The organism is Actinomadura rayongensis (assembly GCF_009831215.1).
GTDB lineage: Bacteria > Actinomycetota > Actinomycetes > Streptosporangiales > Streptosporangiaceae > Spirillospora > Spirillospora rayongensis.
On record NZ_WUTW01000004.1, the window covers coordinates 280,034 to 298,034 of the forward strand.

General features: G+C 73.9%; 17 protein-coding genes. 5 read left to right on the forward strand and 12 right to left on the reverse strand.

All coding sequences use genetic code 11. The features are described from left to right. Position 1: 1 nt before the first annotated feature. Together GQ466_RS20515 and GQ466_RS20520 are read right to left on the reverse strand one after the other, a co-directional pair. Complete coding sequence (locus tag GQ466_RS20515; protein ID WP_337193556.1) at positions 2 to 1,339, reverse strand: class I SAM-dependent RNA methyltransferase; 1,338 nt, start codon at positions 1,337 to 1,339, stop codon at positions 2 to 4. Beyond that, positions 1,332 to 3,380, reverse strand: a complete 2,049-nt coding sequence (locus tag GQ466_RS20520; protein ID WP_161104608.1) for an amino acid permease — start codon at positions 3,378 to 3,380, stop codon at positions 1,332 to 1,334. Before GQ466_RS20520 ends, GQ466_RS20515 begins: the two co-directional genes overlap by 8 nt. 177 nt (positions 3,381 to 3,557) lie before the next feature. Here GQ466_RS20520 and GQ466_RS20525 point away from each other — a divergent pair, with 177 nt between their 5' ends. Next, positions 3,558 to 4,223: an NAD-binding protein gene (locus GQ466_RS20525; protein WP_161104609.1), complete on the forward strand. Its 666-nt coding sequence runs from the start codon at positions 3,558 to 3,560 to the stop codon at positions 4,221 to 4,223. After that, positions 4,223 to 4,882 (forward strand): potassium channel family protein, encoded by a 660-nt coding sequence (locus tag GQ466_RS20530; protein ID WP_161104610.1) that lies wholly within the window; start codon positions 4,223 to 4,225, stop codon positions 4,880 to 4,882. The genes GQ466_RS20525 and GQ466_RS20530 overlap by 1 nt, the downstream gene beginning before the upstream one ends. A gap of 20 nt (positions 4,883 to 4,902) precedes the next feature. Here the strand turns inward: GQ466_RS20530 and GQ466_RS20535 are convergent, their stop codons facing one another. The 7 genes from GQ466_RS20535 to GQ466_RS20565 form a co-directional block, all read right to left on the reverse strand. Beyond that, positions 4,903 to 5,601, reverse strand: coding sequence for a DUF3159 domain-containing protein (locus GQ466_RS20535; RefSeq protein ID WP_337193557.1), 699 nt, complete (start codon positions 5,599 to 5,601; stop codon positions 4,903 to 4,905). Positions 5,602 to 5,636: 35 nt separating this feature from the next. Then, positions 5,637 to 6,044: an OB-fold nucleic acid binding domain-containing protein gene (locus GQ466_RS20540; RefSeq protein ID WP_161104612.1), complete on the reverse strand. Its 408-nt coding sequence runs from the start codon at positions 6,042 to 6,044 to the stop codon at positions 5,637 to 5,639. Between the two features lie 53 nt (positions 6,045 to 6,097). Then, on the reverse strand, positions 6,098 to 7,426 hold the full coding sequence (locus tag GQ466_RS20545; protein WP_161104613.1) for an FtsX-like permease family protein: 1,329 nt from the start codon (positions 7,424 to 7,426) through the stop codon (positions 6,098 to 6,100). Continuing rightward, on the reverse strand, positions 7,423 to 8,208 hold the full coding sequence (locus GQ466_RS20550) for an ABC transporter ATP-binding protein (protein WP_161104614.1): 786 nt from the start codon (positions 8,206 to 8,208) through the stop codon (positions 7,423 to 7,425). Before GQ466_RS20550 ends, GQ466_RS20545 begins: the two co-directional genes overlap by 4 nt. Before the next feature lie 136 nt (positions 8,209 to 8,344). After that, complete coding sequence (locus GQ466_RS20555) at positions 8,345 to 9,154, reverse strand: DUF3710 domain-containing protein (protein WP_161104615.1); 810 nt, start codon at positions 9,152 to 9,154, stop codon at positions 8,345 to 8,347. 12 nt (positions 9,155 to 9,166) lie between these two features. After that, positions 9,167 to 9,652, reverse strand: a complete 486-nt coding sequence (gene dut, locus GQ466_RS20560; RefSeq protein WP_161104616.1) for a dUTP diphosphatase — start codon at positions 9,650 to 9,652, stop codon at positions 9,167 to 9,169. A 94-nt stretch (positions 9,653 to 9,746) separates the two neighbouring features. Further along, a complete protein-coding gene (locus GQ466_RS20565) occupies positions 9,747 to 10,628 on the reverse strand; it encodes a metal-dependent hydrolase (protein ID WP_161104617.1) in 882 nt (293 codons plus the stop codon). A gap of 248 nt (positions 10,629 to 10,876) precedes the next feature. On the opposite strand from GQ466_RS20565, the gene GQ466_RS20570 reads away from it, so the two are divergent. Continuing rightward, a complete protein-coding gene (locus GQ466_RS20570) occupies positions 10,877 to 11,584 on the forward strand; it encodes a TetR/AcrR family transcriptional regulator (protein ID WP_161104618.1) in 708 nt (235 codons plus the stop codon). A gap of 7 nt (positions 11,585 to 11,591) precedes the next feature. On the opposite strand, the gene valS is transcribed toward GQ466_RS20570, so the two are convergent. Beyond that, positions 11,592 to 14,126 (reverse strand): valine--tRNA ligase, encoded by a 2,535-nt coding sequence (gene valS / locus GQ466_RS20575; protein WP_161104619.1) that lies wholly within the window; start codon positions 14,124 to 14,126, stop codon positions 11,592 to 11,594. A 93-nt stretch (positions 14,127 to 14,219) separates the two neighbouring features. Here valS and GQ466_RS20580 point away from each other — a divergent pair, with 93 nt between their 5' ends. Further along, positions 14,220 to 14,513 carry a DUF4235 domain-containing protein gene (locus tag GQ466_RS20580; protein WP_161104620.1) on the forward strand — a complete coding sequence of 98 codons (294 nt, stop codon included), beginning with the start codon at positions 14,220 to 14,222 and terminating at the stop codon, positions 14,511 to 14,513. A 58-nt stretch (positions 14,514 to 14,571) separates the two neighbouring features. Here GQ466_RS20580 and GQ466_RS20585 read toward each other — a convergent pair whose 3' ends face one another. Both GQ466_RS20585 and GQ466_RS20590 read right to left on the reverse strand, forming a co-directional pair. Next, a complete protein-coding gene (locus tag GQ466_RS20585) occupies positions 14,572 to 15,420 on the reverse strand; it encodes a hypothetical protein (RefSeq protein ID WP_378186550.1) in 849 nt (282 codons plus the stop codon). 20 nt (positions 15,421 to 15,440) lie between these two features. Continuing rightward, positions 15,441 to 15,737: a DUF4193 domain-containing protein gene (locus GQ466_RS20590; RefSeq protein ID WP_019631276.1), complete on the reverse strand. Its 297-nt coding sequence runs from the start codon at positions 15,735 to 15,737 to the stop codon at positions 15,441 to 15,443. A 546-nt stretch (positions 15,738 to 16,283) separates the two neighbouring features. Here GQ466_RS20590 and GQ466_RS20595 point away from each other — a divergent pair. Next, positions 16,284 to 17,978 (forward strand): serine/threonine protein kinase, encoded by a 1,695-nt coding sequence (locus tag GQ466_RS20595; RefSeq protein WP_161104621.1) that lies wholly within the window; start codon positions 16,284 to 16,286, stop codon positions 17,976 to 17,978. The last annotated feature ends 23 nt before the right edge of the window (positions 17,979 to 18,001 follow it).

The window sequence follows — 18,001 nt, forward strand, 5'->3', positions numbered from 1 at the left end:
GTCAGCCCCGGACGAGCGTCGCCAGCAATTCCACATGCTGGGTCATGGGAAATGCGTCGAAAGCGCGGAGGCTTTCCAGGGTCCAGCCGCGCTCGCCGAAGTAGGAGAGGTCGCGGGCGAGGGTGGCCGGGTCGCAGGAGACGTAGGCGATCTTGCGGGTGGCCAGCGCCGCGACGCGGTCGACCACCTCGCGGCCCGCGCCGGTGCGGGGCGGGTCGAGGACGACCAGGTCCGCGCCGCGCGTCCGGGCGCCGCCGCGGTGGCCGGTGCCCGAGCGCTTGTTCTGGGTGCGCGACGAGCCGTCCGCCCGGCCGAACTCCAGGTCCCCGACGACCTCCTCGACGGCGCCGCGCTCGATCGACACCTGCGGCAGGTCCCGGACGTTGAACCGCGCGTCCCGCACCGCCGGGCCGTCGGACTCGACGCCGACGACCAGGCCGCCGGAGCCGACGCGCTCGCCGAGGAACGCCGTGAACAGGCCCGCGCCGCAGTACAGGTCCACGACGACGTCGCCGGGCTTGGGCTCCAGGGCGTCCAGGACGGCGTCCACCAGCAGCGGCGCCGCGCCCGGGTGGACCTGCCAGAACCCGCCGCCCGTCACCTGGAACAGCCGGTCGCGGACCTGCTCGCGCACGAACGGGACGGTCGCGCCGGGCTCGGGACGGCCCCGGACGAGCCGCACCGGCACGTCCAGCCGGGGCACCCGCGCGGTGCGCTTGCCGCGCAGGACGACCACCCGGTCCCCCGTGGCGGCCGACACGACGCCCTCGACCGACGCGGTCCCCGGCCAGCGGTGCCGCTCGATGCCCATCAGCTCGACGCCGGGGTGCGCGATGAGGCACTCGTCCACCGGCTCGATGTCGTGCGACCGGTGCTTGCGGAGGCCGACCGCGCCGCCCTCCACGGAGAACTGGACGCGCGTGCGCCAGCCGAGGCCGGGGGCGGGCACGAAGTCGTCGGACTCGGGGTAGGGGACCTCCTCGACCACGACGGTCCGCTCGATCCCGGCGACGCGGCGCAGCTGCTCCTCGATCACCGTGGCCTTCAGCGCGCGCTGGGCGGGCAGCGCGACGTGCTGCCAGTCGCAGCCGCCGCAGCGGCCGGGCCCGGAGAACGGGCAGGGCGCCGGGACGCGGTCCGGGGACGCGACGACGATCTCCTCGGCGTCCGCGCGGAGGAACTTCTTGGAGACGTCCGTGACGCGGGCGCGGACCTTCTCGCCGGGCAGCGCGTGCCGCACGAACACCACCCGGCCTTCGTGCCGGGCCACGCAGAAGCCGCCATTGGCGACATTGCCCACGTCGAGGTCGAGCAGGTCACCGGGTCGCAGATCAGTCACGGTCCGAAACGATACCGGCACCGGAGACCGTCCCGTCCCGGTCGCGCGGCGGGCGCGGCGGACGGCGCGAGGCCCCCGGCGCGGCGCGCTCGGCGCGGCCCTTCAGCCGGTCGGACGAGTGGAGCTGCCACGCCACGCTCGTCACCATGACGCCGGGCTGGAACAGCAGCCGCCCCTTGAGCCGCAGTGCGCTCTGGTTGTGGAGCAGCGTCTCCCACCAGTGGCCGACGACGTACTCGGGGATGAACACCGTCACGACGTCGCGGGGGCTGCGCCGCCGGACGCTCTTGACGTACTCCAGGACGGGCCGGGTGACCTCGCGGAACGGCGAGTCGAGGATCTTGAGCGGGACGGAGGTGTCCAGCGCGTCCCACTCCTCCTGGAGCCGGCGCGACTCCTCGGCGTCCACCGCGACCGTGACGGCCTCCAGCGTGGACGGCCGGGTGACCTGCGCGTACGCCAGCGCCCGCAGCGTCGGCTTGTGGATCTTGGAGACGAGGACGATCGCGTGGTTGCGGGCGGGCAGCGCGACGTCCTCGCCGGACGGCACCAGCTCCGCCGCGACCCGGTCGTAGTGCCGCCGGATCCCGCGCATCATCGCGAACAGCACCGGCATGGCGATCACGACGATGTAGGCGCCGAGCGCGAACTTGGTGATCAGGACGACCAGCAGGACGATCCCGGTGAGCGTCGCGCCGAACGCGTTGATCGACCGGGAGACGACCATGCGGCGGCGCTGCGCCGGGTCCCGCTCGTCGCGCAGCAGCCGGTTCCAGTGCCGGACCATGCCGATCTGGCTGACGGTGAACGAGACGAACACGCCGACGGTGTAGAGCGGGATCAGCTTGGTGACCGACGCGTCGTAGGCGTAGATCAGCACGCCCGCCGCCGCCGCGAGCAGGATGATGCCGTTGCTGAACGCGAGCCGGTCGCCGCGGGTGTGGAGCTGGCGCGGCAGGTACCGGTTCTGGGCGAGGACGGACCCGAGCACGGGGAACCCGTTGAACGCGGTGTTCGCGGCGAGGAACAGGATCAGCGCCGTCATCACGGTGACCAGCGCGAACCCGGGGGTGAACCCGCTGAACACGGTGTGCGCGACCTGGGCGATGACGGGGTCGGCGTCGGTGACCTCGCGGCCCGTGCTCGGGTTGATCAGGTGGCTGCCCTGCGCCGGGTCGGCGAACTTGGCGTGGGTGGCGTAGGCGAGGGCCGTCACGCCGCCGAACATCACCGTGGCGACGCCGCCGAGCGCCAGCAGCGTCTTCGCGGCGTTCTCGCCCTTCGGCTTGCGGAACGCCGGGACGCCGTTGCTGATCGACTCGACGCCCGTCAGCGCCGCGCAGCCGGACGAGAACGCCCGCAGCAGCAGGAAGATCAGCGCGAACCCGCCGACGTTGCTCTCGTTGCCGGTGACCTGGAAGTGCGCGGTCTCGGCGTTCAGGTCCACCCCGAACGCCAGCCGCACCGCGCCCCACATCAGCATGGTGACGATCGCGAACATGAACAGATAGGTCGGGACCGCGAACGCGACGCCCGCCTCCTTGAGCCCCCGCAGGTTCCCGATCGTCAGCAGGACGACGATCACGATCGCGACCAGCACCTCGTGCGGCTGGAGGAACTTCAGCAGCGCGCCCAGGTTCTCGACCCCGGACGACACCGACACCGCGACCGTCATGACGTAGTCGACGAGCAGCGCCGACGCGACCAGCAGCCCCCAGTTGGAGCCGAGGTTGGTCGTGGCGACCTCGAAGTCGCCGCCGCCGCTCTGGTAGGCGCGGACGTTCTGCCGGTAGGACGCGACGACGGTGAGCAGGATCACCACGACGGCCGCCGCGATCCACGGCGTGTAGTGGTACATGACCAGCCCGCCCGCGGCGAGGGCCAGCATGATCTCCTGGGGGGCGTAGGCCACCGACGACAGGGCGTCGCTGGCGAAGATGGGGAGCGCGATGCGCTTGCGCAGCAGTTGCTCGTGCTGGCTGGCACTGCTCAGCGCGCGCCCCAGCAGGAGCCGCTTGGCGAAGTCCGGAACGGTCGGCACGCAGCAGACTCTAGCCGTTGCCTCCGACGGCGCTCCGGCGCGCCCCGTCCGGCCGCCGGACGGCTGGCGGCGCCCCGTCCCGGGTAGTACTCGCCGGGGTGCATGTGTAGCTTGTCAGGCTGCGAGGAACCAGGGAGCGACGTGCAGGTGTGCACGCGTACCGGGGAAGGGACGACCGTGCATATCGTGATCATGGGGTGCGGACGGGTGGGGTCGACGCTCGCCCACATCCTGGAGGACAAAGGCCACTCGGTGGCCGTGATCGACCAGAACCCGGAGGCGTTCCGCAAGCTGCGCGCCGGGTTCAAGGGCCGGCGCGTCACCGGGTTCGGCTTCGACCGGGACGTGATCGCCGAGGCCGGGATCGAGAAGGCGTCCGCGTTCGTGGCCGTCAGCAGCGGCGACAACTCCAACATCATCTCGGCGCGGGTGGCGCGCGAGACGTTCGGCGTCGACAACGTGGTGGCCCGCATCTACGACCCGCGCCGCGCCGAGGTCTACCAGCGGCTGGGCATCCCGACGGTCGCGACGGTCCGCTGGACGGCCGACCAGATCCTGCGGCGCCTGCTCCCCGAGGGCGCCGAGCCGCTGTGGCGGGACCCGTCGGGCCAGGTCGTCCTCGCCGAGGTCGAGACGGGCGCGACGTGGGTGGGCGAGCGCGTCGCGGACCTGGAGGAGGCGGCGCGCACCCGCGTCGCGTTCCTCACCCGGATGGGCGACGCGCTCGTCCCGCGCGCCGACACCGTCATCCAGGACGGCGACATCGTCCATGTGGTGGCGCGGGCGGACGAGCTGGAACGGATCAACGCGGCCGTCGCCGCGCGCACGGAGGGGGACGCCTGATGCGGGTCGCGATCGCGGGCGCGGGCGCGGTGGGCCGGTCCATCGCCCAGGAACTGCTGGAGAACGGGCACGAGGTCCTGCTGATCGACAAGAGCCCGAAGGCCATCAAGGTGGAGATGGTGCCGCGCGCCGAGTGGCTGCTGGCGGACGCCTGCGAGATCTCCTCCCTGGACGACGCGGCGCTGGAGCGCTGCCAGGTCGTCGTGGCGTCCACCGGGGACGACAAGGCGAACCTGGTCGTGTCGCTGCTCGCCAAGACCGAGTACGGGGTGCCGCGCGTGGTGGCGCGGATCAACCACCCGAAGAACGAGTGGCTGTTCAACGAGTCGTGGGGCGTGGACGTGGCCGTGTCGACGCCGCGCCTGCTGTCGGCGCTGGTCGAGGAGGCCGTGAGCGTCGGCGACCTGGTCCGGCTGATGACGTTCCGGCAGGGCGAGGCGAACCTCGTGGAGCTGACGCTGCCCGAGGACGCGCCGCTCGGCGGCGAGCGGGTCGGGTCGGTGCGGTGGCCGCGCGACACGGCGCTGGTGGCGATCCTGCGCGAGGGCCGGGTGCTGGTGCCGACGCCCGACGACACGCTGGAGGCCGGGGACGAGCTGATGTTCGTCGCCAGCCAGGACGTCGAGGACGAACTCGCCGACCTGCTCAACGCGCGCTGAGCGCCGGTCCGGGGCCGGGGTCAGGCGTCCTCGGCCTCGGGGCGGGCGGCGAGCGGGGTGTTGCCGCGGGCCAGCAGCGCGACCATCAGGGCGAGCGCGGCGACCTGGAGCGGCCAGCCCATCGCGATCTTGGCGATGCCGAGCGGGCCGCTCTGGTCGCCCGACATCAGCCAGATCGGGTACTGGACGACCACGCGCAGCAGGCACGGCGCCATCAGCAGCCACGTCAGCCGGGAGCACAGCCGGACGACGCCGGGGTCGGAGCGCCAGGCCGTCGGGTCGCCGGTGACGGACCCGATGATGAACCCGACGAGCGGCCAGCGCACCGCGATGGACGCCAGCATCCCGGCGGAGTAGACGGCGTTGTAGATGATGCCGGGCAGGAACGCGTCCTCGGCCTTGCCCGAGCGCAGCGCGAAGAACGCGGCGATCGCGATGCCGACGAGGCTGTTGAGGACGAACTGCGGGTTGGAGCGCTGCGCGACCCGGACGGCCAGCAGCACCACGGCGGCGGCGACCCCGGCGATCACGGCCGTCTTCACGTCCTTGGCGACCAGGTAGGTGCCGGTGAAGCCGATCGTCGGGACGGCCGCCTCGATCATCCCGCGCACGCCGCCGAGCGCCTTGGCGAGCTGGGCGCGGACGGCGGCCTCGACGGTGTCGTGGGCGCGCGCGTCCCGCCGGTCCGCGCTCACGCTCTCATCCACGCTCTGGTCCACGCCGCCTCCCCCGTCCGGGCCGAGCCCCGGCGCGTTCACGAACCGCCGCGCAGCTCGTACCGGGGGTTGAACATGACCTTGCGCCCGTCCTGGACGCTGACCAGGCCCTCGGCGCGGAGCCTGCGGCCCGGGTCGATGCCGGCGATCCGGCGGCGGCCCAGCCACACGAGGCTGATCACGTCGGTGCCGTCGTACAGCTCGGCCTCCAGCGCGGGGGCGCCGCCGCGCGGACGCAACGTCACGGTACGCAGCGTACCCGCCACGCAGTGCCGTGTGCGCTCACCGCAGGCGGTGATGGGCGTGGCGCCCTCGCGGCCGGACGTCTCCTGCAGTTCGGCGGCCTCCAGCTCGGCGTCCGAGGAGGCCATCCGGCGCAGGAAGCGCCGCAGGCCGCGGGGCTCGCGTCGCGTCCCCGGCGCGGCGGCGGCCGGTACGTCGTCCATGAAACGAACTTTAGGCCATCTCGCGCCGTGCTGAACCTTCCGGGACGCCCGGATCAGGCGACCGCCGCGACGGCGGGCGCCCGCAGCGCGCGGCGGGCCGCGAGCCAGGCCGTCCCGCCGGTGAGGACGACGGCCAGCGCCGCGACGCCCACGAAGATCAGCGGGCCGCCGGCGGGCAGGGCCGAGCCCGTCCGGGCGACGGCGAACGGGACGGACGTGAACGCCGACGCGACCGTCCCGGCGGCGATCCCGAGCGCGGCGAGCACCGCCGACTCGACGGCCACCGCCGCGAGCACCTGGCCGGGCGCGGCCCCGGCGAGCCGCTGCTGCCCGAACTCGCGCCGCCGGTCGGCGACGGCCGCGACCAGCGTGTTCACCAGCATGATCGCGGCGAACAGGATGATCATCCCGATGACGACGAGGTTGAGGACCTCGACGGACCGGTCGTCGGCGCTCGCCGCGCGCCCGGCGGACGCGGCGTTCTCGGTGGCCTGGAGGTGGAGGGTCCCGATGCCGATCCCGGTGAACAGGATGATCGGCAGGACGACCGCCGCGAGCCGCCGGGACCGCCGCGCCAGCCCGGCGAGCACGAGGTCACCGACGGCGCCGAGGGCGCGCAGCGGCCCGGCCAGCGCCCGCGCGGCGCCGCCGACGAGCGCGGGGGCGAGCAGGGCGAGGGCGAGCGCGGCGACGATGTCGGCCTGCCCGGACGTGGCCATCGCGTCCAGGCCCTTCCCGCGCATGACCGTGGCGGTCGTGACGGCCTCGCCGGACGCGGCGGCGAGCAGCACGGCGGCCGCGATGATCCGGCCCCGGCCGAGCCCGCCCGCCTCGTCGCCGGACGCGACGGTCGTCCCCCGCACCGCCCGGCGCGCCGCGAACACGCCCCCGGTCAGCGCGGAGGCGAACGTGACGCCGAGCCCGACGCCGAGCGCGCACGGCCCGAACGCGTAGCCGACCGTCTCCGGGACCATCGCGCCGTCGTGCATCAGCGCGAGCACGCCGTGCCCGAGCGCCCAGCCGGGGACGATCGCGAGGACGCCGCCCGCGACCGCGACGAGCAGGCACTCGGCGATGATCATCCGGGCGACCTGCCCGGGGGTGGCGCCCGCGCTGCGCAGGAGCGCGATCTCCTCGGCCCGCTGCCGGACCGCGAGCGACTGCGTGGACGTCACGGCGAACGCCACTAGCAGCAGCCCCCAGCCGCCGACGACGAGCCCGACGGTCAGCAGCGTGTTCCGGGCGGTTCCGGTGGCGTCCCCGGCGACGTCGAGCATCGCGCCGAAGGACATGAGCAGGGCCGCGCCGAGGAACACGGCGAGGAACGTGGCGGTGAAGGCGCTCGCGCGGCGGCGCAGCGAGCGCAGGGCGAGCCCGGTCACGCGGCGGCCCCCCGCTCCACCGCGGCGGCCAGGCGGGTCATGCGCTCGGCGACGGCCTCGGCGGTCGGGGCGTCCAGGCTTCCGGCGAGGGCGCCGTCGGCGAGGAACACCACCCGGTCGGCGTAGGACGCGGCGACGGGGTCGTGGGTGACCATGACGACCGTCCGGCCGTGGACGCGGACGGCCTCGCTCAGCAGCGCCAGCACGTCCCGGGCGCTGCGCAGGTCGAGCGCGCCGGTCGGCTCGTCGGCGAACACCACGTCCGGGGCCGTGACCAGGGCGCGGGCGATGGCGACGCGCTGCTGCTGGCCGCCCGACAGCTCGGCGGGCAGGTGGTGCAGCCGGTCCCCGAGGCCGACGCGGGCGAGGATGTCGGCGGCGGCGGCGCGGTTCGCGCGGCGGCCCGCCAGCTTCGCCGGGAGCAGGACGTTCTGCAGGACGGTCAGCGTCGGCAGCAGGTTGAACCGCTGGAACACGAACCCGACGCGCTCGCGCCGGAACCGCGTCAGCGCCGCCTCACTGCGTCCGGCCAGCTCGGCGCCGGCGAGGAACACGCGTCCCTCGGTCGGACGGTCCAGGCCCGCCGCGCACTGGAGCAGCGTGCTCTTGCCCGATCCGGACGGCCCCATCACCGCCGTGAACGTCCCGGCGGCCAGGCGCAGCGACACGCCCGCCAGCGCCCGGACGCGGTTCCCGTCCGTCCCGTGGACCTTCCCGACGTTCTCCAGCCGCAGTGCTTCCCGCGGGGCCTCGCCCCGGCCCGTGTGTTCCCGCCCTGACATCCGCGTCTCCCGCAGTCACGGCGTCCCGCCTGCCGGAACGCCCGTGGCCACGACGCTACGGAGCGGGCGGACCCGTCACGAGGGGTCCAGGACGCCGCCGGAGGTAGGGGAAAGCCCACCCTCCGGCGGCGGACGGTCAGCGGACCTCGGTGATCTCCGGGCCGCGCTCGAACGGGTCGAACGTCTGCTCGGCGCCCTCGCCGTCCTGCTCGCCCGCCTCGCTGAACTCCTTGGGGATCCGCAGCTCCAGCAGGTCGCGGGGCGGCATCGGCTGGTCGCCGCGGTGGATGACCACGCCGCGCAGCACGTCCTCCAGCACCTGCCACTGCTCCTCGTCCTCGATCGCGGCGCCCTGCACCACGGCCTGGAGGAACCAGCGCGGGCCGTCGATCCCGAGGAACCGGACGACCTGCGGCGCCCAGCCCTGCTCGACGAACTCGGCCGGGATCTGCTCACGGACCTCGGCGGGCATCTCGGCGAGGACCTCCTCGGTCAGCGCGGCCGGGACCATCGCGATCAGCTCGGGGCCGAACGGTCCCTCGCCCTCCTGCGTCTGGCCCTGCGCCTGCTCCTCGATGTCCTTGGCGGTCTCGCGCCGGACGTCGTCCCAGATGCCGGACCGCTTGGGCGCGGCGAAGACCTGGAGCTGCATGGCGCTCTCACCGTGCTGCACGAGGACGGCCACCGGACGGCCGTTGACCGGGTTGCCCTCCTCGTCCACCTCGGTCGCCTCGAAGTTGACCTGGAAGCCGAGCCCCGAGGCCACCGGGACCTGCAGCGCCCCGAAGTCCAGGCGCTGGATGTCCGGGTAGGACTCGGCGGAGTCCCAGGGGCCGCCCTCGGCCGGGTCGGCGGCCTCCGCCTCGGCCTCCTCGACCGCCGGAGCCAGGTCCTCGGCGTCCTCCGCCACCTGCTCGTCGGCCTGCCGGCGACGTCCAAAAGCCACGACACACGCTCCTTATCGACGATCCTCGTTGTCGGCCACCCGGTCCCCTTCCCCGAACCCCCCGGTGGAACCGAAGCCGCCCGCCCCCCGGGCGCTGCCCGGAAGATCGGCGACCTCGTGGAAGACCGCGTGCGCGACGCGCTGCACGACCATCTGCGCGATGCGGTCGCCGCGGCGCAGCCGGACGGTCTCGCGAAGATCGGTGTTCAGCAGGGTCACCCTGATCTCACCTCGGTAGCCGGCGTCGACCGTACCGGGTGCGTTGACGATGGTCACCCCCAACCTAACCCCCAAACCCGAGCGCGGGTGGATGAAGGCCGCGTAACCGTCGGGCAGGGCGATCGACACCCCGGTCGGGACGCTCGCGCGCTCCCCCGGCGGCAGCTCGACGTCGACGGCGGCGTACAGGTCGGCGCCCGCGTCGCCGGGGTGGGCGTAGCCGGGCACCGGCAGCTCCGGGTCCAGCCGCTTGATCAGGACGTCGACCTTCTCGCTCACGTGCCACCTTCGCCGTCGGGATCGGGGGTCCGGCGGACGAGCGTCGCCGCTCACCGGCCGCTCGGATTTTACCGGCGCGGGGCCTCCCCCGCCGTCAGGACGCGGCCCGGGCAGCGGGGGAGGTGGTGAGGTAGGCGGTGGCGAGCCGGGTCGAGCACTCGCGGGACGGGTGGAAGTCGCGGCGCAGGTAGCGGCGGGCGGCGGCGATCATGAAGCGGTTGCTCGGCAGCAGGCCCTTGCGGACGGCCCGCCGGTAGTCGCGGACGCGCGGCCGGACGCCCTTCAGCGTCGGGTCCTGCGCGCACAGGAACACCGCGCCGAGGTAGACCGCGAGCGGCATCGCGACGACCCCCGCGAGGAACGCGATGAAACGGCGCCAGTACGCGCCGGAGACGTGCTGGTACACGTCGAACGCGACCGATCGGTGCTCGACCTCTTCGGCGCCGTGCCAGCGCAGCAGGTCGAGCATCGTGGGGTCGGCGCCGGCCGCGTCCAGCGCGCGGGCCTCCAGGATCCACTGGCCGAGGACGGCCGTGTAGTGCTCGATCCCGGCGATGATGCCGATCCGGGCGTTCAGCCACGCCCGCCGGGGCAACAGCGGGACGGGCGGACGGTCGCCGAGCAGCGTCTGGAACAGCCACTCGATCCGCGCGGTGAGCGGGCGCGGGTCCAGGCCCCGCGCGCGCATCTGCCGGTCCAGGACGCCCTGGTGGGAGTAGGCGTGGACGGCCTCCTGCCCCATGAACCCGCGCACCTCGGCGTGCAGCCGCTCGTCGCCCGCCACCAGCGGCAGCGCCTGCTTGTAGACGCGCACGAACCACCGCTCGCCGGCGGGCAGCAGCAGGTGCAGGACGTTGATGAAGTGGGTGGCGACGGGCTCGCCGGGGATCCAGTGCAGCGGGGTGTCCGACCAGTCGAACCGCACCCGCCGGGGGGCGATGACGGGGTGACGTTCGTCCGGTACGGGGTCGTTCATGCCGCCTCCTCCGTGTGTTCCGCATCACTCGTCGCGTCCGTCCCGGCACGAACTTGCGTCGCACCGGCGATCGGTCCGACGATCGAGGGGAGCCGCCGGACGGGGGGCGCGCCGGACCCGTCGTACTCACGCGAGGCCGGAACCGCGGCGCGGTTTTTGATCGTCCGCGCGTTAACCGCGTCCGCCACGCCAATTAGACTTCCGATCTAATATGAGCAGCCGCTGAACGAAAGTCAAGAGAGGACGCGATGACGGCCCAGGCGAGCCAGGACCAGACCCGATCCGGCCGGCGGGGCGAGGCACGGCGCGGCGCGATCCTGGAGGCGGCGGGCGCGCTGTTCGCCGACCGGCCCTACGACGTCCTGTCCATCGACGAGATCGCCGACGCCGCCGGGGTCGCCAAAGGCCTCATCTACTACTACTTCGGCAGCAAGCGCGGCCTGTTCCTCGCCGTCATCGAGTCCGCCGCGTCCGCGCTGGAGGAGCTGACCGAGGAGTACGACGGCCTCTCCCCCGCCGAACGGCTCATCCGCACGCTCGACGGGTTCCTGTGGTGGGCCGACGGGCACCGCTCGGCGTTCCACACCATCCTCAGCGGCGGCATCGGCGTGGACGACGAGGTCGCCGCGTTCTACCGGCGCGTCCGGACCCGTCTGGCCACCGCGCTCAGCCAGGGCCTCATCGGCTCCCCCGACCCCCGGCCCGTCCTGCGCGTCGCCATCGACGGCTGGATGTCGTTCGTGGAGGGCGCCGCCGTCGCCTGGCTCGAACGCGGCGACCTGGAGCGCGACGACGTCCGCGACCTGTCCGTCCGGGTGCTCGGCGGCGTGCTCCAGGCCGTCGGCGCGACCGACCCGGCGTGCGACCGGCCCGCCGACCGGACCTCCGACCGGCCCACGACCCCGGACGCGCCGCCCGCGGCGGTCCCGGCCGAGGTCGCGGCCGAGACCGCCTGAGGGCCGGTCAGCCCGCCGCCAGCTCCACGTCCACGGCCAGCTCCGCCGGGCCGTCCTCCAGCAGCAGCTCGGCGATCCGGCCCGCCGCCGCGAGGTCGCCGCGCGCCACCCGGTCCGCCGCCGCGCCCCGGACGACCGCGCGCGTCACGTCCGCCCGCATCGACGCCCGCGCCGCCGACTTGGCCCGCCGGACCTCGCGCAGCGCCGCGCCCGTCACCGCGAGGACGTCGGCGTCCCCGGCGTCGGCCAGCTCGGCGGCCTCGGGCCACGGCGCGCGGTGCACCGAGCCCTCCCGCCACCACGACCAGACCTCCTCGGTCACGAACGGCAGGACCGGCGCGAACAGCCGCAGCAGCACGCCGAGCGCCGTCCGCAGCGCCGACCGCGCCGACGCCGCCGCCGGGCCCGTCCCGTACGCGCGGTCCTTCACCAGCTCCAGGTAGTCGTCGCAGAACTCCCAGAAGAACCGCTCGGTGCGCTCCAGGGCCCGCGCGTAGTCGTAGTCGTCGTACGCGCGCGTCGCCTCGTCCACCACGCGCGCCAGCCCGGCGAGCATCGCGCGGTCCAGCGGCTCGGTCGCCGGGCCGTCCGCCGCGCCGAACCCGAGGACGAACTTCGACGCGTTCAGGATCTTGATCGCGAGCCGCCGGCCGACCTTGATCTGCCCGGTGTCGAACGCCGTGTCGGTGCCCGGACGGCCGCTCGCCGCCCAGTACCGCACCGCGTCCGACCCGTACTCCTCCAGCAGCGCGATCGGCGTGACCACGTTGCCCTTGGACTTCGACATCTTCTTGCGGTCCGGGTCGAGGATCCACCCCGACAGCGCGGTGTCGCTCCACGGCAGGCCGCCGTGCTCGGCGTCCGCCCGGACGACCGTCGAGAACAGCCACGTCCGGATGATGTCGTGCGCCTGCGGACGCAGGTCGAACGGGTACACGCGGCCGAACAGGTCCGGGTCGCGCTCCCAGCCGCCCGCGATCTGCGGCGTCAGCGACGACGTCGCCCAGGTGTCCATGACGTCCGGATCGCCGGTGAACCCGCCAGGCTCGCCGCGCTGGTCCTCGTTGTAGCCGGGCGGGGCGTCCGACGACGGGTCCACCGGCAGCTCGGCCTCCGCCGGGACGATCGGCGCGTCGTAGCGCGGCTCCCCGGCGTCGTCCAGCGGGTACCAGACGGGGATCGGCACCCCGAAGAACCGCTGCCGCGAGACCAGCCAGTCGCCGTTGAGGCCCTCGACCCAGTTCTCGTACCGCGCCCGCATGTACGCCGGGTGCCAGCGCAGCTCCCGGCCCCGGGCGAGCAGCCGCTCCCGCCGCTCGGCGTCCCGGCCGCCGTTGCGGATGTACCACTGCCGGGTCGTGACGATCTCCAGCGGGCGGCTGCCCTTCTCGAAGAACTTCACCGGCCGGACGAGCCTGCGCGGCTCGCCGTCCAGGTCCCCGGACGCGCGCAGCAGCTCCACCACGCGCTCCTTCGCCGAGAACACCGTCTTCCCGGCCAGCTCGGCGTACGGCCCGGGCGCGACGCCCGGCGGCGGCTCGGCGGCGAACCGCCCGTCCCGGCCGAGGACGGCGCGGGTCGGCAGGTCCAGCTCGCGCCACCACGTGACGTCGGTGAGGTCGCCGAACGTGCAGACCATGACGATGCCCGAGCCCTTCTCGGGGTCGGCGAGGCGGTGCGGAAGGACGGGCACCTCGGCGTCGAACAGCGGCGTCCGGACCGTCGTCCCGAACAGCTCCTGGTAGCGCGCGTCGTCGGGGTGGGCGACGAGCGCCACGCACGCGGGCAGCAGCTCCGGCCGCGTCGTCTCGATGTAGACCGGACGGTCCGCGCTCCGGAACCGCAGCCGGTGGAACGCGCCGGGCTCGTCGCGGTCCTCCAGCTCGGCCTGCGCGACGGCAGTGCGGAACGTGACGTCCCACAGCGTCGGCGCCTCCGCCAGGTACGCCTCGCCGCGCGCCAGGTTGCGCAGGAACGCGCGCTGGGACGCGGCCCGGGCCGTCGCGCCGATCGTCGTGTAGAGGTGGTCCCAGTCGACCGACAGGCCGACGCGGCGCCACATCTCCTCGAACGCGCGCTCGTCCACCTCGGTGAGCCGTTCGCACAGCTCGATGAAGTTCCGCCGCGAGATCGGGATCTGTCTCGGACCATCCCCGCGGGCGCGGGGCGCACGCTGCGCGAACGGCTCGAATTCAGGATCGTATGGCAGGGACGGCTCGCAGCGCACGCCGAAGTGGTTCTGGACGCGGCGCTCGGTCGGCAGCCCGTTGTCGTCCCAGCCCATCGGGTAGAAGACCGCCCGGCCGCGCATCCGCTGGTAGCGCGCGACCGCGTCGGTGTGGGTATAGGAGAAGACGTGCCCGACGTGCAGGGATCCGGAGACGGTCGGGGGCGGGGTGTCGATGGAGTAGACGTCGGCGCGGGGGCGGGTCCGGTCGAACCGGTACGTCCCCTCCTCTTCCCAGACGCGTACCCACTTGTCCTCCAGGCCGTCGATCGAGGGCTTGGCGGGGACCTGTGGGGTAAACGACTGTCCGGTCATGCGGCCATCGTATTGACCGGCGCGGCCCGGGCGGCCGGGGATGGGCGATTCCGGTAGCGTCGTGATCAGGATTGGACGATCGGGAGGACGAAGATGGCGGACAAGGGCGACATCGGCTGGCGGCTGGTGGCCGGGGCCGCGGCGTTCGCGGGCGGCTGGGCCGCCAAGAAGGCGATCGGCGTCGCCTGGAAGAAGAGCACCGGCAAGGAGCCGCCGGTCAACCCCGAGTCGCCGGACGTGGCGCTGAGCGAGGCGGTCGGCTGGGTCGTCGTCGTCGGCATCGGCGTCGAGGTCGCGCGGCTGCTCGCCACCCGCGCCGCCGCGCGCCAGTGGGCGAAGGGGACCGGCGAACTGCCGTCCCAGCTCGTGGCCGACGCCGCGCCCTGACGCGCGCCGGGGCGGGCGCCGTCGACAAGGCCGCTCCCGCCCCCGGCCGGACGCCGGGTCAGCGCTCGTCGGCGCGCGGGAGGCGCAGGACCTTGCCCGGGGACGTCCCCGGGGCCGCCGACGACACGACGACGCCGGGCCCGGCGCGGCGCAGGTCGGCGCGGACGGCGCCGGCGAGCCTGCGCGTCGCGGCGCGGTTCAGCGCGGCCCCGGCGGCGGCGCCGGTCAGGAACGGGCCGATCGTGGTCAGGCTGCGCCCGAGCGTCTTCAGCAGCCGTTTGCGGAGGGCGGACTTGGCGGCGGTCCCGAGCGCTCCGGTGAGCGTCCCCTCCTCCAGCGGGTCGATGCCCCGCCGTTTGGCCCAGGCCGTCACGTAGGACGTCGCCCGGACCGTTCCCGAGCCCTCGACGCGCACCCCGTACACCTCGTGCAGCTCGGCGATCATCTTCACCTCGATCGCCGCGACCACCAGGGTCTCGGCGACCAGTTGCGCGGGCGCGGTGAGCAGCAGCGGCGGCGCGGTGAACTGCACCGCCGCGAGCGCCCCGCCCGCCGCCCCGACGGCGGTCGTGCCGTGCCCCGCCATCCGCACCACGCTGTCGGCCAGGGCTTCCCCCGCCAGGCCGTGGTGGTGCTCGCGGAGCGTCGCGAGATCGCGGACGGGGATGTGCGGTCCGGCGGCGAGGAGCAGGTCGGCGAGCCAGCGGCCCCCGGCCACCCCGGCCGTCCCGGCACGGCGCGCGCTCGCGCCGAGCAGGCGCGCCAGCCGCGCGAGCAGACGGCCGCGGGTCTCGCGGTCCATGTCGCCCGGCACGGCGAGGCGCCCGATGAGCGCGCCGATCTCGGTGGAGCCGCCGTCGGCCGACTCCGCCTCGTCCCGGCCCGTGCCGGTCGTCCCGTCCGTCATCCCGTCCTTCACCGCGCCGGTCAGGCGGCGCACTCGCGGCAGACCAGCCGGCCGTTCTTCTCGCTGGCGAGCTGGCTGCGGTGGTGCACCAGGAAGCACCGGGTGCACGTGAACTCGTCGGCCTGCCGCGGCACCACGCGGAAGGTCAGCTCCTCGTTGGAGAGATCGGCGCCCGGAAGCTCCGCGACCTCGCCGGCGTCCAGGTCCTCGTCGATGATGCTCGCGGCCTTGTCGGCCCGCCGAGCCTGGAGTTCCTGAAGGCTGTCCTCGTTGATGTCGTCGTCGGTCTTGCGTGGGCTGTCGTAGTCGGTCGCCATCTTGGTGTCTCCATCCCCCTCGATGCTTTATGCGCCCCGTCGCGCGGATCTAACGCGCGAAGGGCCGTTCTTGTGCCCGATCCGGGCGGGAAATTCTGTCACGTGCGGTGAGCTGCGACACACGAGGCGCGACCACCTCCACGGTTGACGGCCGACATCGACATGGCCGCCGATGATGTGGTTTGCGTCACCTTCGTGCAGGTCGTCACGGTGTGGAACAGGCCGTGACTTCCGGCTCGGCAACCCACGGCGGCCGGGATCATATCGGTACCCAGTGCCCGGCGCGCACCAACCTCACACGCGCCGCGCCGGTGCGGGTTCCCGGCGGGTCCGGTGGGACGGGACGCATCTGGCGCGCCGCGGCGGACGCCGAGGACGGTCCGGAGCGAAAGGACCGAACCACGAGCTTCGGTGAAACGTCCGAACTAACGCGATATCGTGCCCGCCTGAGACCGGGGCGGCCCCGTGGAGGACGGGGCGCGCCGCACGGCCGGGCCGGGCCGGGATCGACGGCGGGCACATTCACTGCGGGTGGAGGAACTGGACATGCCGGATGCCGCTCCCCTGGAGCCAGGGGACCCCCGGGCGCTGGGACAGTACGAGGTGGTCGGGCGACTCGGCGCGGGCGGGCAGGGCGCGGTGTTCCTCGGCCGTGTCCGCGGCGGCGGCGCCTATGTGGCGATCAAGCTGCTGCACACCCAGATGGCGGCCGACCCGTCCGCGCGCGCCCGGTTCACCCGGGAGGTCGCGGCGGCGCAGAAGGTCGAGCCGTTCTGCACGGCGCGGGTGCTGGAGGCCGACGTCCAGGGCGACCAGCCCTACGTCGTCAGCGAGTTCATCGACGGGCCGTCCCTGCACGACGCCATCGCCCACAACGGGCCGTTCGGCCGCGAGGAGCTGGAACGGCTCGCGATCGGCACCGTGACGGCGCTCGCGGCGATCCACGAGGCGGGGATCGTCCACCGCGACTTCAAGCCGAACAACGTCATGCTGGCGTCCGACGGCCCCCGCGTCGTCGACTTCGGCATCGCGCGGACCGTCAACTCGCAGGAGAGCGCGGTCACCGCGACGGGCATGGTCGTCGGGACGCCCGGCTACCTGGCCCCCGAGCAGCTCACCGGCGCGCCGCTGACCCCGGCCGTGGACATCTTCGCGTGGGGCGCGACGATGGTGTTCGCGGCGACCGGGCAGTCGCCGTTCGAGGCCGAGACGCTGCCGGTCATCATCAACAAGATCCTCAACGACGAGCCTGACCTGTCGGCGCTGCCGGCGGGCCACCTGCGCGACCTCATCGGCCGCTGCCTGTCCAAGGACGCCGGGCTCCGCCCGCCCGCCGCGCAGCTCCTGCTGTTCCTGCTGGACGGCGCGGGCGCCGCGCCCGCCGGGCAGGGCGCGGACGCCGAGGCGCTGATGAACCAGGGCACCCGGATCGCGTCCCAGCTCCCGGCGCCGCCCGCACCGCCCGCGCCGCGTCCGCCCCAGCAGCCGCCGCACCACCAGCCGCAGCAGGCGATCACGCCGCCGCCGATGCCGCTGAACCAGGCCGGGTTCGGTCAGCAGGGGATGGGCCAGGCGGGGCCGCACACGCCGCCGCCGCAGCCGCTGACGCCCCCGCCGATGCCGATGTACCAGGGCGGTCCGCAGCCGGGTCCGGGGACGCCGCCGCCGATGCGGGGGCCCGCGACGCCGGGGCCGATGATGGCCGGACCGTACGGCCCGCCGCCGCCCAAGCCGTCCGGGACGAACCCGGGGGTGTTCATCGGGATCGGGTGCGGCGTGCTCGCGCTGATCGCGCTCATCGCCGTCGTGGTGGTCGTGGTCGTGGCCAACAGCGGGAACGACGACCCGATCATCGACTACTCGCCGTCCCCGACGTTCAGCTCGGCGCTCGGCGGCGGGCTCATCGGGACGTACAAGGGCACGGGCTACCAGCCGAACACGTCGTCCGGCGGCGAGTCGTTCACGCCGTCGTTCTACCTGTTCGGCAAGGCGGGCACGGCGACGTACACCTACACCGACGGGCACAGCACCTGCTACACCAAGCTGACGCTGATGCCGGAGAACACCAACAGCGTGCGCTACGTGTACCGCGAGGAGTCGCTGCTGTCGGACAAGTCGCAGTGCGCGGACGGGTACGTGAGCTTCCTGCCGTCGTCCTCGACCACGATGCGGTGGGAGTGGCGGCAGAGCACGCCGACGGCCGGCAGCGCCCTCGCGTACGGGACGGTGACCAAGCAGTAGCGGCTGCCCCGCTCGTCCCCCGT

Coding starts and splice junctions, on each gene's coding strand:
- GQ466_RS20530 (WP_161104610.1), top strand. CDS start 4,223: ATGCGGGTCGCGATCGCGGGCGCGGGCGCGGTGGGCCGGTCCATCGCC.
- GQ466_RS20540 (WP_161104612.1), bottom strand. CDS start 6,044: ATGGACGACGTACCGGCCGCCGCCGCGCCGGGGACGCGACGCGAGCCC.
- GQ466_RS20550 (WP_161104614.1), bottom strand. CDS start 8,208: ATGTCAGGGCGGGAACACACGGGCCGGGGCGAGGCCCCGCGGGAAGCA.
- GQ466_RS20565 (WP_161104617.1), bottom strand. CDS start 10,628: ATGAACGACCCCGTACCGGACGAACGTCACCCCGTCATCGCCCCCCGG.
- GQ466_RS20570 (WP_161104618.1), top strand. CDS start 10,877: ATGACGGCCCAGGCGAGCCAGGACCAGACCCGATCCGGCCGGCGGGGC.
- valS (WP_161104619.1), bottom strand. CDS start 14,126: ATGACCGGACAGTCGTTTACCCCACAGGTCCCCGCCAAGCCCTCGATC.
- GQ466_RS20580 (WP_161104620.1), top strand. CDS start 14,220: ATGGCGGACAAGGGCGACATCGGCTGGCGGCTGGTGGCCGGGGCCGCG.
- GQ466_RS20585 (WP_378186550.1), bottom strand. CDS start 15,420: ATGACGGACGGGACGACCGGCACGGGCCGGGACGAGGCGGAGTCGGCC.
- GQ466_RS20590 (WP_019631276.1), bottom strand. CDS start 15,737: ATGGCGACCGACTACGACAGCCCACGCAAGACCGACGACGACATCAAC.
- GQ466_RS20595 (WP_161104621.1), top strand. CDS start 16,284: ATGCCGGATGCCGCTCCCCTGGAGCCAGGGGACCCCCGGGCGCTGGGA.